Source organism: Streptomyces sp. NPDC006235 (assembly GCF_040613735.1).
Taxonomy (GTDB): domain Bacteria; phylum Actinomycetota; class Actinomycetes; order Streptomycetales; family Streptomycetaceae; genus Streptomyces.
Genome location: NZ_JBEXSR010000028.1, coordinates 42,861 through 58,318, shown reverse-complemented (window position 1 = coordinate 58,318; position 15,458 = coordinate 42,861). Strand labels below are relative to the sequence as shown.

Genomic DNA, 15,458 nt, shown 5'->3' with positions numbered 1-15,458 from the left:
TCAACGGGCCGCTACCGGTACGAGGGTGAGGTACGCCAGGCCGAGGACGCCGCGGTAGGTGAGCCAGGCGGCTCGGTGGCGGTCGGCGCGCTCCCGGGTCTCGGAGGCCTGGGGGTGCCCGGCGTGCCGGGCGAGCCACACCTCGGTGTCCGCGAGGTACGCCGACTCGAACTCCTCCCATTCGTCGAGGCTCGCGGTCTCCGTCCACTCCGGTCGGAATCCCGCGTCGACGGCCAGGGCGACGAGGGTGGCGAGGTCGGGGTGGTCGGTGGCCTTCGCGTCGGGCCACATGCGGGACAGTTCTTCCTCGGTCGGGGTGCGCTGCCAGAAGCCTTCGCCGAGGAGGACGCGGCCGTGGTCGGTGACGAGCCGACGGAGTTCGCCGATAGCTTGGGGGAGTTGGCTGCCGAGGGCTTGGCTCGCGCCTACGCACAGGACGAGGTCGGCGGGGCCGTGGGGGGTGCCGGTGGCGGACTCTTCGAGGAAACGGACTTGGTCGGAGAGTCCCCGTTCCTCGGCGGTCCGGCGGGCGCGGGCCAGGTCCTCGGCGTTGATGTCGATGCCGGTGCCGGTGGCCTTCGGGGTGGCGGCGAGGATACGGAGCATGAGCTCGCCCCAGCCGCAGCCGATGTCCAGGACGGTGGTGGGGGTGTTGCCGGCCAGGCGGGTCACGAGCTGGTCGGCCCGTGCTTCGGACAGGGGGCCGTGGAAGGTGAGGCGGGTGTGGCGGGGCGGGGTTGTCATGTCCAGGGACGGTACGTGGGGTGGGGCGTTGGCGGCATGGAGTTTTGCGGCCCCTGCCCGTCGGTGCTGAGGCCGGGTGGGTGCGCAGCCCGGCGGAGCGGGGTGCCGCTGCGCCCACCCGTGCCGCCCCTAGCGGCACGACTGCCCGCAGCTAGGGCCCTGCCTACTTCGTCACTGTGAAGTTGCGCAGGATTGCTGCCGTCAGGTCCGGGTCGCCCTCTGTTTTCACCCTGTCCGTCACCGACTCCGGTGTCACGCGGCCGCAGGCCAGGCGTACGTACGTCTCCCAGTCGAGGGTGAGCGTGGCGGCGGGACCGAGGGCGGGGGCCGTTTCGAGGGTGCCGCGGCCCTGGATGTCGACGCGGATCGTGCGCAGGAACTCGATGGGGCCGTGGACGTCGAAGACGACGGCCGAGCTGCGCGGTGCCTGCGCGTCCTCGGCGACCACGCGCGGGAGTTCGCCGAGCAGCACGTCACGGGCGACCTGCGCGCCGGGGGAATCGAGGTTGCCGGGCCGGCCGAGGGCCGTGCGCAAGTCCTGCTCGTGCACCCACACGTCGAAGGCGTGCCGGCGCATGGACTCCTCGAGGGTCAGCTCCGTGCCGAGCGGGCCGCGCACCTTCGTGCCCGGGTCGCGCGAGTCGTTGCGCAGCTGGCGGTTGCGGCGGATGATCACGTACTCCAGCTCGGAGGTCATCTCCGGCGCCGTGTGGTGACGGCGGACGTCGACCTGCATCTCCATGTAGCGCTGGTGGTCGTTCGTCACGTGGAACAGGTCGCGCGGCAGCGTGTGGATGGGGCGCGGGTCGCCCAGCATCTCGCAGTCCAGGCCGATGACATGGGAGACCACGTCCCGCACCGACCACCCGGGGCACGGCGTCCGCCGGTTCCACTCGGCCTCCGCGAGCGGCTGGAGCAGCTCGGATATCGCTTCGATGGAGTGGGTCCAGGCGTCGGCGTAGGGCTGGAGGGTGGGATGCAGACTCACGGAACGGGACCCCTCGGCGGTCGGTGCACGGGCAGGTGGTGGCGGTTGCCAGTGGGAGGTGGCGGCTGTCGGCGGGTGTCTTGGCAGCTAAGTTACGCTGCTGTGAGGCACCCCGGCAGTGCTTTCGTGTGACGATCGTAGGCCCGTGGGGAACCCCTTGTGGGACGGGTCGAATGCCAGGACGGTGGTAGTGTGCGCGCCTCTGTGATCCAGATCGCCGTAGACGAGGACGAATCGGTCGAATCACGCCGTCGGCGGGTGGCCTCGATGGTCCGGGAGCAGGCCGGGGCCGATCTCGTCGTCCTGCCGGAGCTGTGGACCACGGGTGCCTTCGCCTACGAGGAGTTCGGGCAGGAGGCCGAGCCGCTCGAAGGGCCGACGTACGAGGCGATGGCGAAGGCCGCGAGCGACGCCGGCGTGTGGCTGCACGCGGGGTCGATTCCCGAGCGTGATCCGGACGGTCCCCTCTACAACACCTCCCTCGTCTTCTCCCCCTCCGGCGACCTCGCCGCCGTCTACCGCAAGATCCACCGCTTCGGCTTCGACAAGGGCGAGGCCGTGCTGATGGGCGCGGGCGCCGAGTTGGTGACGGTCCGTCTGCCGTCGACCACCCTGGGCCTCGGCACCTGTTACGACCTCCGCTTCCCCGAACTCTTCCGCGGTCTCGTCGACGCCGGTGCCGAGACGCTCGTGGTGCCGGCGGGCTGGCCGGAGCGCCGCCGGTCCCACTGGACGCTGCTGGCTCAGGCGCGGGCGGTCGAGAACCAGTCGTTCGTCGTCGCGTGTGGAACGGCCGGGACGCACGCCGGGGTTCCCCAGGCCGGTCACTCGATCGTGGTCGACCCGTGGGGCGAGGTGCTGGCCGAGGCGGGTGCCGAAGAGGAGGTCCTCACGGTGGACTTCGACCCCGGCAAGGTCGCCACCACCCGTGAGCAGTTCCCGGCGCTGAAGGACCGGGTGCTGGGGCTCCAGCCTCCTCGCAGGCCCTGAGGGCGCGCCGTCAGCCCTCCCGCTCCTTCTCCGCCAGGTGGATCACACACACGGCCACCGCGATCAGCAGCGCCGGATCCGCGTCCTCGCGGACGACGTCCACACCGTAAGTGTCCCGTACGGTCAGCCACCGTCGGGAGACGACCGCCAGCAGCTCCCCGTCGTACTCGACGGCGAACTCCCGGTCGAGGATCTTGCCGCTGACGTCCAGCTCGCTGCCGTCGGCCAGGGAGACCCGGTAGTGGTTGCGCAGCAGTGACAGCCGTTTGCGGCGGATCGTCGCCAGCGGTTCGCCGCCCCGCTGGAGCACCATCGTGTCGCGCAGGGCGAGCATCTTCTGGTGGATGTCGACGAGGACGCGCCCCTGGGTGTCCTTCAGCTCCCAGGTGTCCCGCAGGCGCAGGGCCTTGCCGTCGACGAGGAACACCTTGGAGCCGCGGTCGTCCTCGATCCAGTAGTCGTCACCGAAGCCGAGGAGCCGGTCGTACACGAGGAATCTCATGACACCAGGGCTTCCCCGGCGCCGCTGCCGAAACGCCGCCGATAGGCCGACGGGCTGAGCCCGGTCACCCGCCGCAGCCGGTTGCGCAGGTTGGCGGCCGTGCCGAGCCCGCTGCGGGCCGCCACGACGTCCAGGCGCTCCTCGCCCCGCTCGATCAGCCGGCAGGCCAGCGCCACGCGCTCCCCGGTCAGCCATGCGAGCGGTGTCGTCCCGAGCTGGGCGCGGAAGCGCCGGTGGAGCGTGGCGGGGCTGACACGCGCGCGTGCGGCCAGGTCCGCCACCGTCAGCGGCTCGCCCAGCCGCTCCTGCGCCCATTGCAGCAGGGGTGCCAGAGACTCGTCCCGTACGTCCGGGACCGGCCGCTCGACGAACTGCCGCTGCCCGCCGTCCCGGTGCGACGCGAACACCAGCCGCCGGGAGACGTGGTTGGCGATCTCGGCGCCGTGGTCACGCCGTACGACGTGCAGGCCCAGGTCCAGCGCCGAGGCGCTGCCGGAGGCGGTCAGGACGTCGCCGTCGTCCACGAACAACACGTCGGGCTCCAGCCGTACGTCGGGGAACCTCGTCCTGAAGGACTCCGCCCACATCCAGTGGCAGGCCGCCCGCCGCCCGTCCAGGAGCCCGGCCTCCGCCATCGTGAAGGCACCCGAGCAGAACCCGACCAGCCGCGCACCACGCGCGTGTGCCCGGCGTACGGCGTCCAGGACGCGCGGCGCTCGGGGGGTGCCGGTGTCGGGCCGGTTCGGCACGATCAGGGTGTCCGCCTCCTCGGCGGCCTCCAGCCCGGCCACTCCCGTGAGCGTGAAGAAGCCGTCCCGCATACGCGTGTGCGGTGCGGCGGCGCACAGCCGGAAGTCGTACAGCTCCCTCCCGAGCTCCGGCCTGCGCAGCCCGAAGATCTCGATGGCGCAGCTCATCTCGAACGGGTTCGAGTTCTCGTCCACCATCAGGACGACCCGGTGCGAGGATCCTTGCGGCATGTGCGATTTCTAGCACTCGTGCGAGACCCACGGCAGCCCTGAAGATCACTCCATGACCCAGGAACCCGTCTCCCTCGCCCACGCGCTGGCCTCCTTCTCCGAGCAGTGGAGCCCGCGCATCGTCACCGCCGTCAACGACTACGACGTCCGCGTCGCCAAGGTCGAGGGCGAGCACGTCTGGCACGTCCACGACCACACCGACGAGTTCTTCCTCGTCCTCGACGGCGAACTCCACATCGGCCTGCGCGAACCGGCCGGTGAGCGCACGGTCGTCCTGCCCAGGGGCAGCGTCTTCACTGTCCCGCGCGGCACCGACCACAAGCCGTACGCCCCCGTCCCGACCGCGATCCTCATGTTCGAGCCCACCGGCACCCTCACGGTCGGCGACCGCCACGACGACGTGCCCGAGCACGTGGACGCCACGACCGGCCACGCGCTGGACCGGCTGTCAGTGCCGGATGACACCCTGGACGCATGAACGACTCCGCACCCCGACGGGCCCGTGTCCGCGCCCCCGAGCTGACCGGCAAGGGCGGCTGGCTGAACACGGGCGGGCAGCAGTACACCCTCGCCGACCTGCGAGGACGCATCGTCGTCCTGGATTTCTGGACGTTCTGCTGCATCAACTGCCTGCATGTCCTGGACGAACTGCGCGAGCTGGAGGAGAAGCACCGGGACACGGTCGTGGTGATCGGGGTGCACTCGCCGAAGTTCGTGCACGAGGCCGAGCATCAGGCGGTGGTGGACGCAGTCGAGCGGTACGGGGTGGAGCACCCGGTGCTCGACGACCCGGAGCTGGCCACATGGAAGCAGTACGCCGTGCGCGCCTGGCCGACGCTCGTCGTGATCGACCCCGAGGGGTACGTCGTAGCCCAGCACGCCGGTGAGGGGCATGTGCACGCCATCGAGCGGCTGGTGGCGGAGCTGGAGGCCGAGCACGAGGCCAGGGGGACGCTGCGACGGGGAGACGGGCCGTACGTGCCGCCGGAGCCGGAGCCGACGGTGCTGCGGTTCCCGGGCAAGGCGCTGCTGCTGCCGTCCGGGAACTTCCTGGTGAGCGACACGACCCGGCACCAGCTGGTGGAACTCGCCGAGGACGGGGAGAGCGTCGTTCGCCGGATCGGGTCCGGCACGCGCGGGTTCACCGACGGACCGGCGGACACGGCCGCCTTCAACGAGCCGCAGGGGCTCGCCCTGCTCGACGACGGGTCGGTGGCCGTCGCCGACACCGTCAACCACGCCCTGCGACGGCTGGACCTCACCACCGGTGACGTCACCACCCTCGCCGGTACGGGCAGGCAGTGGTGGCAGGGCTCACCCACCTCCGGTCCCGCCCGCGAGATCGACCTGTCCTCCCCCTGGGACGTCGCCCTCTGGCAGGGCAAGGTCTGGATCGCCATGGCCGGCGTCCACCAGCTGTGGGCGTACGACCCGGTCGACGGCACGGTCGCGGTCGCGGCCGGGACGACGAACGAGGGGCTGGTGGACGGCCCGGGAGCCGAGGCCTGGTTCGCGCAGCCCTCCGGCCTCGCCGCCACGCCCGAGCGCCTCTGGCTCGCCGACTCCGAGACGTCCGCCCTGCGCTGGGTGGACCCGGACGGCTCCGTCCACACCGCCGTCGGCACCGGCCTGTTCGACTTCGGCCACCGCGACGGCCCCGCCGGACAGGCCCTGCTCCAGCACCCGCTGGGCGTCACGGCCCTGCCGGACGGCTCGATCGCGGTCAGCGACACCTACAACCACGCCCTGCGGCGCTACGACCCCGCGACCGGCGAGGTCACCACCCTGGCCACGGACCTGCGCGAGCCCAGCGACGCGGTGCTCGCCGGCGACGACATCGTGGTCGTGGAGTCGGCCCGGCACAGGCTGACCCGGCTGCGGCTGCCGGAGGAGGCGGTGAAGGTGCCCGAGGCCGCCCACCGCACGCAGCGCGAGGCGACCGAAGTCACCCCCGGGCGGCTCCGGCTGGAGGTGATCTTCCAGGCCCCGGCGGGCCAGAAGCTCGACACCCGGTACGGCCCCTCCACGCGTCTGCTGGTCTCCTCCACTCCGCCGGAGCTGCTGCGCAGCGGCGAGGGCGCGGGGAGTGACCTCTCCCGCGCCCTCGAACTCGACCCCTCCGTGCCGGAGGGCGTGCTGCACGTCTCCGCGATGGCAGCCTCCTGCGACGACGACCCCGCCAACGAGTACCCGGCGTGTCACGTCCACCAGCAGGACTGGGGCGTCCCCGTCCGCCTCACCGAGGCCGGGACGGACCGGCTTCCCCTGGTGCTGGCCGGGATGGACACCTGATCCGGGCGGGGGTCTCGCCCCGTACCCGTCGCTGCAGTCGACCTGCGTGTGCGGAGGTTTGCCGGGACGGTCACTCCTTTCCCCGGGTCACAGGGGGGTGGACCGGCGTTCCCCCTGCTGCGCGAAGACCCCCATGCTTGTGAGCCACAGGGCCGCGGCCGTCACCCCGGCGCTCATATCCGCGTTCGCTGCCAGCAGCCAGGACCACAGCCAGGAGACCTGCGGCTCGATGCCCAACGTCAGGGTCACCACTGCGAGCAGCAACGGGACGCACCAGGCGAGGGAGCTCCCGATGACGCGCACGGCCAGCAGGGCCAGGCCGCACAGGGCGAGGACGTTCCGTGCGACGGCCGCGCCTCCACGGTCGTCCAGGATGTCGGTCGGCAGCAGGGCCCAGGCAGCCAGCGCGGCCCCGAGGGAGACCAGCCCGGTGTGGGCCAGCCTGGCGCGACGGATCACCGGCCCGCCAAGGCCGTCCCAGGGCTGCATCGAACCGTGAGCGGTGGCCGAGAGGATCACCGCGCAGACCGCGGGGAGCAGGATCAGGGTGACAGGTGTGTTCTGGTCCGAGGAGTAACCGACCTTCACCAGCGCGCCGTTGAGGACAAGGGAGGTGACGGCGACGGCCGCCAGGAGCAGGACGGAGACGGCTACCCGGCGACTGCGGCAGTACAGGACAGGCCCGCGGGCCCCACGGACACCGCCGGCTTCGCGCGGGCTCACCGGAAGTCCTGGCCCGAGAGCGTGCACGTCCGGAACGCGCCCCAGTGGTCGCTCAGCCAGGTGCTGCCCTGTCCGCTGGACCACTTGTTGATCGTCTGCTGTGCTGTGCGCAGTTCGGTGGTCGGCGCGGGGAGTCCGGGCACGGCCGAGGCGTCCGCGCGGCCGTGCGCCAGCCACTGCTGCACGAGTTCGGTCAGGGCTGCGATCCGCGGGTTGTCCTGTGTCAGGTTGCAGGCCTTGAAGTCCGTCAAGGAGCTGATCAGGTCCTCTCGCGCTTCTTCGACCCGGCCGGGACGCAGATCGTCGAGGTACAGCGGCGCGGTGCCCGGAGCAGGGGTGCTGCTGCGCTCCTGCTGGACGAGCCGGGTCATACGCTGCGGGGTGTGCGCCAGCCGAGCGGCCGTGTCCGTGAAGGTGTCCCGCAACTCGGGCAGCGCACTCTCGAACGCCGGGTGCACACAAATCGCCAGGCCGCGGGAGGTGGTGCACACCGTCGACAACCGCGCGGACTCGGCTGTGCTGAGGGCGGGCTGGTGGAAGCGCCCGTGCAGAGGGCTGAGCACCGCGACACCGGTGACCACCAGGGCCAGTGAGGCCACTGCGACCCCGATGATCGCCCGCCGCGACAACAGGCGGGCGAGGCACACACCGGCCCCGGCCACCGCCACCCCGGCGAGCCAGACGGCCTGGCCTGCGTAGAGGCCGTCGTGCGGCAGATCGTACGGCGTGACAAGTTCGTCCAGGAAGGGGAAGAGAAGGTAACCGGTGTGCCCGACCAGGTCGTAGTGCACCACGTAGACGGCGAAGGGCGCCACGGCAGCGAGGGGTGCGGTGAAGCGACTGGGCCACAGTCGGCCGACAGAGTATCCGAGCACCGTCCAGGCCACCACGGCACACCAACCCGCGAGCCACCCGCTGATCCCGATCTCGCCTGCGGGTGCTTCCAACAGCACCCTGACCACGACCGCCACGGCGACGAAGCCGTACGCCAGGGACGCCCAGGCGACCATGGCGAGCAGCTGGGCACCAGGCAGCCACCAGGCGGGAACCGAACTCATCCCGGTCAGGTAGGAGAGTCCGCGCTGTTGCTCCCGGCCCCCCGCGAGTGCCGCGAGTCCGGCCATTCCACAGCTGCTCAGGACACCGGAGAGCACCACGGAGTGGACGGCGTTGGGCCAGAAACCCACGCCCGGAGTGAGGTTGCCGAAGGCGTTCCACACACTGACGAAGATCAGGACGAGGACGGCCCAGAGGTGCCAGCGGGTACGCGTCTCCAGTGCGGCACCCCTCAGGATGCCGGTCCGTGAACCGCTCATCGCGCACCGCCCTGGGCGTCGGAGCCGTGTCCCTGGCGGCCGACGACCGTGTGGTAGCCCCGCTCCAGCTCCGTGTCCCCCTCCTCGGACGACACCCCGGCCGCAGCCAGTTCGCGCACAGTGCCCTGGAAGACGATGTCCCCGTCTTCGAGGACCAGCACGTCGTCGCACATCGCGGACACGTCGTCAGTGAGGTGGGTGCTGAGCAGCACGGGCGTGGTGTCGGCGAGGCCGCGCACCATCTTGCGGAAGTCCGAACGCTGACGCGGGTCCAGACCGACGGTGGGCTCGTCGAGGACGAGGAAATCGGGACGGTGGACCATCGCCGCTGCGATCCCCGCCCGTTGCCGCATGCCACCGGACAGCTTCGCCATGCGTACCGAGGCACTGTCCGTCAGCCCCACAGCGGCGACGGCCTCGCGCACGGCCTGTGTGGCGGACACACCTTTCATCCCCTTGGTCCACGCCACGTACGAGACGAAGTCCTCCACGCTGAACGACGCGACGTATCCGAAATTCTGCGGCAAATATCCAATTCGCTGCCGCGCTCGCTCCCGGGCCTTCTTGTCGCTGTAATCCTCCCCAAAAACCTGAATGCCGCCACCGGCAGGGGGCAGGAGCGTGACGACCGTTTCCAGCAGAGTCGTCTTTCCCGCGCCATTCGGCCCGAGAAGGGCGGTCACGCCACTGTCCAGCGAAAAAGTAACACCCCGCAGAACCGTACGCTTTCCGCGTCGCTGCACCATTCCATCGGCTACAACCGTTGCCACGCCCCAGCCTTCCTACGTTCTAATGGTTCTCAGGCGTCAGCAGGCTCGGACGTCGCGGGGAGACGTGTCGTGGTAGGTGCCGCCCTTCCAGTATCCCCGCGCGTAGTAACCACGCTTGTTGCCGTTGTCGCAACTGGACACCCCGACCGTCCAGTCCTTCCGCGTGTCCGTCATCGCGTTCTTCGCCGTGAGCGGGTCAGGAAGGAGGTTCTTGTCCCACTTGATCTCAGTGGTCAGCGTGCTCGACTTGGCAGAATTGCAAGACGCCTTGGACTGCCCCCACAGGGTGCTCCCGGTGACGACATTGAACTTGACGGACGGCTCAGCGCATCCGCTCGGTGCCGCCATCGCCGGAATGGCGGTCACCAACCCTCCAAGGAGGGCGGCGCCGGCACATGCCGCGGCTATGCCACTCTTCCGGCCAAATCTCTTCATTTGTACCCCCTGCTGTGATTTCCGATGCACGCAAAGCCGTGTCCGGCTTTTGTGCGGAGTGAGGAAAATATCATGAGGGTGGCAGGCGGGCAAGCGAAATGATCTTGCCGTGATTTCAGGGCCGGAAAGATTGAGTGCGAGTATCTCGCTCTTCTTGGTGACTTTTACGACAAAGGCAGAAAGATGAGCCAGTTGCAATAGCGGCTTGTGCTGCTTTAGTGCGACTCGCACCAGTTTCTTCTCTGCTTTGTAGACGCGCTGTTTTCTTCTGCGTCACCGGACGCGAATCCGTTACAGGACACTTGGAGTGTGTCGACTCGTCTATGTTGCGCCGCTGGAGTGTTCTCCGCGCGACCGGACGACCATCGGGCGAGCACGCCCCGGACATGCCGTGGGTGCTCGCCCGAACGGACAGCGAGATGCGGTGGAGCCGCTGGTCGGTTGCGCGGACGGCCCGTGCCGCGGCGCCGGATGCGTAAGCCGTCCAGCACCGCGGCGAACGTCGGGCTGACACCCCGCTGACCGGACGAGTCAGCCAGTGCAGCGGGCGGGCCCGGTCGTCGGAGAGCAGGTGGACCTTGCTGGTCAGCCCGCCCCGTGAGCGCCCCAACGCCTCGCGTCCATCTGCTTCGCAGCTAGACCCCGTATCCGTCGCTGTAGCCGTCGCGGCGGTGATGGTGGGCTGCCGGGTCCTCCACGACCGACGTCGTGGGCGGCACCACCACGCGCCGCCGCCTGGCGATGCTGCTGAACGTCGTGACGCCGATCAGTCCGACGATCATCAGGATGATGCCGACGAGGTCGAGGTTGACCCCCTGCATGTCCCAATCGGTCGCGAACGTGAGGATGGCTCCCACGGCGATGAGGATGATGCATCCGCCGAGGCCCATGAGTGTCGCCTCCCTGTACGGTCCGGTCGTTCCGGTCCGCACACCGGGTACCCCCGAGGGGAACACCCATGCGGTGACGGCCTGTTCTACCTCTCGAGGAACGCCGTCAACGCGTTCGCGAGCAGGAACGGGTCGTCGGCGCCGCACAGTTCGCGCGCGCTGTGCATCGACAGGATGGCCACGCCGATGTCGACGGTCCTGATGCCGTGCCGGGCGGCGGTGATCGGGCCGATCGTGGTGCCGCAGGGCATGGAGTTGTTGGAGACGAAGGACTGGAAGGGCACGTCGGCCGCCTCGCAGGCCGCCGTGAACTCCGCGCGGCCCGAACCGTCCGTGGCGTAGCGGTTGTTGACGTTGACCTTGAGGATCGGGCCGCCGTTGACGCGCGGGTGGTGCGTCGGGTCGTGACGCTCCGCGTAGTTGGGGTGGACGGCGTGACCCGTGTCGGAGGACAGGCAGACCGTGCCGGCGAAGGCGCGGGCCCGGTCCTCGTAGGAGCCGCCGCGCGCGAACACCGAGCGTTCCAGCACGTTGCCGAGCAGCGGCCCGTCCGCGCCCGTGTCCGACTGGGAGCCGTTCTCCTCGTGGTCGAAGGCGGCCAGGACCGGGATGGACGCCGGCTGCGAGGACGACGAGGCGACGGCGGCGAGCGCGGCCGTGCCGGCGTGCACCGACAGCAGGTTGTCCATGCGCGGGCCGGCCAGCAGTTCGCGGTCGCGGCCCAGGTAGGCGGGCGGTTCCACGGAGTGCGTCATCAGGTCCCAGCCGGTGACCTCGCCGGCCGGGATTCCGGCGGTCTCCTCCAGGAAAGCGATCAGGTCGCCGTCGCGCACGTCGTTGCCCAGGCCCCAGACCGGCTGCATGTGCCGCTGCTTGTCCAGCTTGAGGCCGTCCGCCGTCACCGAGCGGTCCAGGTGGATGGCGAGCTGCGGGACGCGCAGCAGCGGCCGGTCGACGTTGACCAGGCGCGTCGAGCCGTCGCGCAGGGTCAGCCGGCCCGCGAGGCCCAGGTCGCGGTCCAGCCAGGAGTTGAGCAGCGGTCCGCCGTAGATCTCCACGGCCACCTGGCGCCAGCCGTGCGCCCCGCTGTCGGGGAGCGGCTTGACGCGCAGGTTGGGGGAGTCGGTGTGGGCGCCCACGATCCGGAACGGCGTGTGCGGCGCGGCGCCCTCGGGCACGTACCAGGCGACGATCGCGCCGCCGCGCAGCACGTACTTGCCGCCGCTCGTCCCGTCCCAGGCGTCCGTCTCGGCGACCTGCCTGAAGCCGGCCTTCTCCAGCCGCTCGGCAGCTGTGGCCACGGCGTGGTACGGCGAGGGGCTCGCCGCCAGGAAGGTCATGAGGTCGTCGGTGTGGCCGCGGTCGAAGCGGGCTGGTTCGGTCATGGGTTCACCTTAACGACGGACGAGGGCCCGCTCCCCTGGAAGGGAACAGGCCCTCGAACGGAGGACGTGAGGATCAGAACGCGGCCTCGTCCAGCTCCATCAGGTCCAGCTCGACGCCCTCGGCGACCTTGCGGGCCAGGGTGACGCCCGGCAGGACGTTGGCCGCGAAGAACTTCGCCGCGGCGATCTTGCCGGTGTAGAAGGCCTTGTCCTTGGCGGAGGCGGTCTCCAGCTTCTCGGCGGCGATCGCGGCGCCCTTGAGCAGCAGGTAGCCGACGACGACGTCACCGGAGGCCATCAGCAGGCGGGTCGTGTTCAGCCCGACCTTGTAGATGTTCTTGACGTCCTGCTCGGTGGCCGCGAGGTCCGTGAGCATCAGGCCGACGATGGCCTCCAGCTCGACCGCGGCCTTGGCGAGGTGCTCGCGGGCCCCGGCCAGTTCCTCGCCGCCCGTGCCGAGGGCCAGGAACTTCTTGATGTCCTCGGCGAGGGAGTTCAGCGCGGCGCCCTGGTTGCGGACGATCTTCCGGAAGAAGAAGTCCTGGCCCTGGATCGCCGTGGTGCCCTCGTAGAGGGTGTCGATCTTGGAGTCCCGGATGTACTGCTCGATCGGGTACTCCTGCAGGAAGCCGGAGCCGCCGAAGGTCTGCAGCGACTGGGCGAGCTGCTCGTAGCCCTTCTCCGAGCCGTAGCCCTTGACGATCGGCAGGAGCAGGTCGTTCAGCGCGTGCTCGGTCGAGGCGTCCTCGCCCGCGGCCTCCTTGATCTGGATGGCGTCCTGGATCGAGGCGGTGTACATCACCAGGGCGCGCATGCCCTCCGCGTACGCCTTCTGCGTCATCAGCGAGCGGCGCACGTCCGGGTGGTGCGTGATGGTGACCTTGGGCGCGGTCTTGTCCATGAAGTTGGCGAGGTCCGGGCCCTGGACGCGCTCCTTGGCGTACTCCAGCGCGTTCAGGTAGCCCGTGGACAGCGTGGAGATCGCCTTCGTGCCGACCATCATGCGGGCGAACTCGATGATGCGGAACATCTGGCGGATGCCGTCGTGCTTGTCGCCGATCAGCCAGCCCTTGGCGGGGCGCTGGTCGCCGAAGGTCATCTCGCAGGTGTTGGAGGCCTTCAGGCCCATCTTGTGCTCGACGTTCGTGGCGTAGACGCCGTTGCGCTCGCCCAGCTCGCCGGTCTCGAAGTCGAAGAGGTACTTCGGGACGAGGAAGAGGGACAGGCCCTTGGTGCCGGGGCCGGCGCCCTCGGGGCGGGCCAGCACGTAGTGGAGGATGTTCTCCGACATGTCGTGCTCACCGGACGTGATGAACCGCTTCACGCCCTCGATGTGCCAGGAGCCGTCCTCCTGCTGCACGGCCTTGGTGCGGCCGGCGCCCACGTCGGAGCCCGCGTCGGGCTCGGTGAGCACCATCGTGGAGCCCCACTGCTTCTCCGTGGCGATCTTGGCTATGTGCTTCTGGACCTCGTTGCCCTCCTCGAAGAGGATGCCGGCGAAGGCGGGGCCCGAGGAGTACATCCACACGGCCGGGTTGGCGCCCAGGATGAGCTCGGCGTACGCCCAGATCAGGGAGCGGGGCGCGGTGGTGCCGCCGATCTCCTCGGGCAGGCCGAGACGCCAGTACTCGGAGTCCATGAAGGCCTGGTAGCTCTTCTTGAAGGAGGCAGGGACCGGCGCGGTGTGGGTCTCCGGGTCGAAGACCGGCGGGTTGCGGTCGGCGTCGGCGAAGGACTCGGCCAGCTCGTTCTCCGAGAGACGGGTCAGCTCCTCCAGGATGCTCTTCGCGGTCTCGACGTCCATCTCCTCGAACGGGCCGGTGCCGTACACCTTGTCGCGCCCGAGTACTTCGAAGAGGTTGAACTCGATGTCGCGGAGATTCGACTTGTAGTGCCCCATGGCGACGGCTCCCGGCTCCCTAGAGAGATCGGCGAGGCACTGGCTCCTCGCGCTAGTTCACGTACCAACAAGTAGCTACGATGATGCTACCCGCCAGTAATAAGACGCAACCCCTTCCGGTCATCTGTGACAGGTCACACCGGAACGGTCAGGGCGGCGGTGTAGCCGTCGCCCGCACTGCCCTTCATCGCCGCCAGCTGCCGCTCGTGACCGTCGCTGAAGATGCCGTCGTCCTCCAGGGAGAGGCTGCTCAGGTTCCGCACGCTCTCGCCGTAGCCGTCCGTGGCGTACACCGCGTCGCAGACGTCCTTCGGGAAGGCGAGCTGCGAGGTGTTCGTGATCGACGTGGCCGCGGTGGCGTCCGCCAGGCTGCCGTAGACCTCGAAGTGGACGTGCGGCCAGCGGCCCGGATAGCAGCCGGGGAAGATGCTCGTGAAGGTGACCTGGCCCTTCTCGTCCGTCTCCTGGACGCCCCGCAGGTAGTTCTCGTCGGTGACGCCCTCGGAGTACAGGGAGTAGGCGCCCTCCCGGTCGCAGTGCCAGACGTAGACGGCGGCGCCCTGCTTCGGTGTGCCGCAGCCGGAGGCCGCGTCCACCACCGTCAGCGTGATCGTCAGGGGGACGCCCTCGGCGGTGCCGCCCGCGGAGTCGCCGAAGCTCTTCGTGATGTCGCTGCGGACGACACCGCTTTCCTTCAGCACGTTCACGCCGTTCGAGCCGTCACCCGGGAAGGGCCCGGCCGTCTCCTCGGGGATCTCCGCACACGCGGCGGACGAGGAAGAGGGGGAGGAAGCGGAGGGGGACGCGGTGGTCTTCTCGTCCGCCGTACAGCCCACCAGTGGCACCAGGCTCACGCCCGCCATCAGCCGGATCATGCGGCGGCGGGCGAGGACGGGCAGGTCGTAGGACAGGCCCCTGTCGTGCTCGTGGGGGCCTTCGTCATGGGGTCCGTTCATGGTCCGACGCTACGAGCGCCGGGCGCGGCGATCCACAGCGCCGGCGCTGTCAACTCGCTGTCGGTTTTCCGGGCCTGCCGTACCGGCCCGATCGCCCGGCCGCGCTCGGTACTCTTGCGCTCATGTACGGCTACGACCAGACAGCGGGCCCGCAAGGGCAGTACGCCCCTCCGCAGCAGCCGATGTCCGGCGGGTACGGACAGCAGCCGCCGCTGTACCCCGAGCCGTCCCCGCCCTCCCTGACGGACGCGGTGCGCGCGTTCACGACCGGCCAGATGTCCGCCGAGGACTTCCAGCAGGTCTTCGCGACGTCGAAGGTCTACTGCCCGCGCGGTGACAACCCGGGCTTCCTCGCCCTGCACAACACCCAGCAGCCGGTGATCCCGATGTTCAGCACGCTCAAGGAGCTGCGCCGGTACGCGGGCAAGGAGTCCAAGTACTTCGTGATCACCGGCGCCGAGGTCCTGGACCTGCTGCCGACGGGCTACGGCTTCGTGCTGGACATGGAGGGCGAGCACCGCATGGTGTTCGACGCGAAGGCCGTCGAGCAGATGGTCGAGTTCGCGATGCGCCGGATGTATGGCTAG

At 69.8% G+C, this 15,458-nt stretch carries 16 protein-coding genes; 4 read left to right on the top strand and 12 right to left on the bottom strand.

The window, feature by feature from the left end; genetic code table 11:
• A complete protein-coding gene (locus ABZ192_RS27975) occupies positions 1-744 on the bottom strand; it encodes a class I SAM-dependent methyltransferase (protein ID WP_356927236.1) in 744 nt (247 codons plus the stop codon).
• Between the two features lie 163 nt (positions 745-907).
• Positions 908-1,732 (bottom strand): maleylpyruvate isomerase family mycothiol-dependent enzyme, encoded by an 825-nt coding sequence (locus ABZ192_RS27970; protein WP_356927235.1) that lies wholly within the window; start codon positions 1,730-1,732, stop codon positions 908-910.
• A 192-nt stretch (positions 1,733-1,924) separates the two neighbouring features.
• Here ABZ192_RS27970 and ABZ192_RS27965 point away from each other — a divergent pair, with 192 nt between their 5' ends.
• Entirely contained in the window at positions 1,925-2,722 is a 798-nt protein-coding gene (locus ABZ192_RS27965; protein WP_356927234.1) for a carbon-nitrogen family hydrolase, read from the top strand.
• A 10-nt stretch (positions 2,723-2,732) separates the two neighbouring features.
• On the opposite strand, the gene ABZ192_RS27960 is transcribed toward ABZ192_RS27965, so the two are convergent.
• Together ABZ192_RS27960 and ABZ192_RS27955 are read right to left on the bottom strand one after the other, a co-directional pair.
• Positions 2,733-3,224, bottom strand: a complete 492-nt coding sequence (locus ABZ192_RS27960; protein WP_356927233.1) for an LURP-one-related family protein — start codon at positions 3,222-3,224, stop codon at positions 2,733-2,735.
• Positions 3,221-4,204, bottom strand: coding sequence for a helix-turn-helix domain-containing protein (locus tag ABZ192_RS27955; RefSeq protein WP_356927232.1), 984 nt, complete (start codon positions 4,202-4,204; stop codon positions 3,221-3,223). The genes ABZ192_RS27960 and ABZ192_RS27955 overlap by 4 nt, the downstream gene beginning before the upstream one ends.
• A gap of 52 nt (positions 4,205-4,256) precedes the next feature.
• On the opposite strand from ABZ192_RS27955, the gene ABZ192_RS27950 reads away from it, so the two are divergent.
• Entirely contained in the window at positions 4,257-4,682 is a 426-nt protein-coding gene (locus ABZ192_RS27950; protein WP_356927231.1) for a cupin domain-containing protein, read from the top strand.
• On the top strand, positions 4,679-6,496 hold the full coding sequence (locus tag ABZ192_RS27945) for a thioredoxin-like domain-containing protein (protein ID WP_356927230.1): 1,818 nt from the start codon (positions 4,679-4,681) through the stop codon (positions 6,494-6,496). Before ABZ192_RS27950 ends, ABZ192_RS27945 begins: the two co-directional genes overlap by 4 nt.
• A gap of 87 nt (positions 6,497-6,583) precedes the next feature.
• Here ABZ192_RS27945 and ABZ192_RS27940 read toward each other — a convergent pair whose 3' ends face one another.
• From ABZ192_RS27940 to ABZ192_RS27905, 8 genes are all read right to left on the bottom strand, one after another.
• Positions 6,584-7,219: a hypothetical protein gene (locus ABZ192_RS27940; RefSeq protein WP_356927229.1), complete on the bottom strand. Its 636-nt coding sequence runs from the start codon at positions 7,217-7,219 to the stop codon at positions 6,584-6,586.
• A complete protein-coding gene (locus tag ABZ192_RS27935) occupies positions 7,216-8,535 on the bottom strand; it encodes a hypothetical protein (RefSeq protein ID WP_356927228.1) in 1,320 nt (439 codons plus the stop codon). Before ABZ192_RS27935 ends, ABZ192_RS27940 begins: the two co-directional genes overlap by 4 nt.
• Positions 8,532-9,281, bottom strand: coding sequence for an ATP-binding cassette domain-containing protein (locus ABZ192_RS27930; protein WP_356927286.1), 750 nt, complete (start codon positions 9,279-9,281; stop codon positions 8,532-8,534). Before ABZ192_RS27930 ends, ABZ192_RS27935 begins: the two co-directional genes overlap by 4 nt.
• 60 nt (positions 9,282-9,341) lie before the next feature.
• Positions 9,342-9,971 carry a hypothetical protein gene (locus ABZ192_RS27925; RefSeq protein ID WP_356927227.1) on the bottom strand — a complete coding sequence of 210 codons (630 nt, stop codon included), beginning with the start codon at positions 9,969-9,971 and terminating at the stop codon, positions 9,342-9,344.
• Positions 9,972-10,375: 404 nt separating this feature from the next.
• On the bottom strand, positions 10,376-10,630 hold the full coding sequence (locus ABZ192_RS27920; RefSeq protein WP_356927226.1) for a DUF6458 family protein: 255 nt from the start codon (positions 10,628-10,630) through the stop codon (positions 10,376-10,378).
• Between the two features lie 86 nt (positions 10,631-10,716).
• Positions 10,717-12,015, bottom strand: a complete 1,299-nt coding sequence (locus tag ABZ192_RS27915; RefSeq protein WP_356927225.1) for a M18 family aminopeptidase — start codon at positions 12,013-12,015, stop codon at positions 10,717-10,719.
• A 73-nt stretch (positions 12,016-12,088) separates the two neighbouring features.
• Positions 12,089-13,915, bottom strand: a complete 1,827-nt coding sequence (locus tag ABZ192_RS27910; RefSeq protein ID WP_356927224.1) for an acyl-CoA dehydrogenase — start codon at positions 13,913-13,915, stop codon at positions 12,089-12,091.
• Positions 13,916-14,049: 134 nt separating this feature from the next.
• On the bottom strand, positions 14,050-14,871 hold the full coding sequence (locus ABZ192_RS27905; protein WP_356927223.1) for an intradiol ring-cleavage dioxygenase: 822 nt from the start codon (positions 14,869-14,871) through the stop codon (positions 14,050-14,052).
• A 122-nt stretch (positions 14,872-14,993) separates the two neighbouring features.
• On the opposite strand from ABZ192_RS27905, the gene ABZ192_RS27900 reads away from it, so the two are divergent.
• Positions 14,994-15,458 carry an SseB family protein gene (locus tag ABZ192_RS27900; RefSeq protein ID WP_086560757.1) on the top strand — a complete coding sequence of 155 codons (465 nt, stop codon included), beginning with the start codon at positions 14,994-14,996 and terminating at the stop codon, positions 15,456-15,458.